This window comes from Pseudoalteromonas sp. SWYJZ98 (assembly GCF_015864495.1).
In the GTDB taxonomy this organism is placed as follows: Bacteria; Pseudomonadota; Gammaproteobacteria; order Enterobacterales; family Alteromonadaceae; genus Pseudoalteromonas; species Pseudoalteromonas distincta.
This window is the reverse complement of sequence record NZ_JADYXA010000096.1, coordinates 1-1,140: the sequence shown is the minus strand read 5'-3', so window position 1 is coordinate 1,140 and position 1,140 is coordinate 1. Positions and strand designations below refer to the sequence as shown.

2 protein-coding genes are annotated in these 1,140 nt (G+C 66.7%); both read right to left on the bottom strand.

Annotated features, from left to right (window positions below):
• The coding region (locus I6F10_RS19965) for a phage portal protein (protein ID WP_442960951.1) at positions 1 to 772 on the bottom strand (772 nt) is incomplete at its 3' end.
• 173 nt (positions 773 to 945) lie between these two features.
• On the bottom strand, positions 946 to 1,140 hold a 195-nt coding region (locus tag I6F10_RS19960), incomplete at its 5' end, for a phage head-tail joining protein (protein WP_197099310.1).

The following is a 1,140-nucleotide window of genomic DNA, read 5'->3' as shown; positions in this document are numbered from 1 at the left end:
GGGGCAGCGTGCGCGAGATCGTGGCGACGAACAGGTTCGCCAGCTTCTGGCGCTCCAGCGTCGCGTCCTCGTAGTCCACGGCGTTGCGCTGCTTGACCAGCACCGAGGCCATGGTGGGCACGCCGCGCAGGGCACCGGGACGGTCGGGCTCGAACATGTGGATCATGTCTGATGCCGCCACGCGCACCAGCGCGTCGGGGTCCATCACGCCCATGAACCCCTTGTCGCCCGGGTGCTGTTTGTAAACCCAGTACGCCACGCGCTTGCCGCGCTTGTTCAACTCGATGCCGGAGCGGATGACGTGGCCGACAGGCAGGCCCTTCCACTGGTCCGCGTCCATGAGCGGCACCATGTCGGCCTCCAGCAGTTGCACCTGCATGGGCACCGCGAGGCCGTCTTCGTCAAGGAACCGGGCACGACGGCGGGCGAACACCTCACCGGCGGCCAGCCACGACTTCACGGCCAGGGTCTGCTGGCCGTAGCCGTCGAGCACGCAGTCGGCGTCTGCCTTCTTCACGAAGTCGTTCCACAGGTCCGTCAGTTCCTGCTTGCGTGTCTTGCTGGTGATGCGCTTGAAGCGCGGCGTGATGGCGATGCCGACGAGGTTGGTGGCCCACTTCTGGGTGACGCTCTTGGCGCTCCAGTCGTTGCGCANCGGCGTGATGGCGATGCCGACGAGGTTGGTGGCCCACTTCTGGGTGACGCTCTTGGCGCTCCAGTCGTTGCGCACCGCGTCGTGCGAGCGGTTGCGGATCGTCTGCAGGCCAGCCATGGCCGTGTTGGGGCCGCTGGAGGGTGGTGTCCAGCCAGCGAGGCGGCGGCCCTGCCCTGCGGCGTCGTAGCGGTTGGTGAACGTGCGTGCGGCCTGGGCGACCGGAGTCTGCTCAGGCTGGGGGTTCTTGGGTGGTCGGCCGATCAACTTGCCGTTTGCGCTGTACCGAGCCATCAGTCGTACCCTCGACCTGCGTAGAACGCATAGGACTGGCGGGGGCGCTGCGGGCTTTGTGCGGCCAGTTCCTTCTTCATGTCGTCCCGGGCCTGGATCAGCGACTCCGGCGTTCCGTAAATGACCGTCTGCCCGCCGAGGGTGACGGATCGAACGCCAGCCGCAATGGCCGCGTTTAGATTGTCGATGTCTGC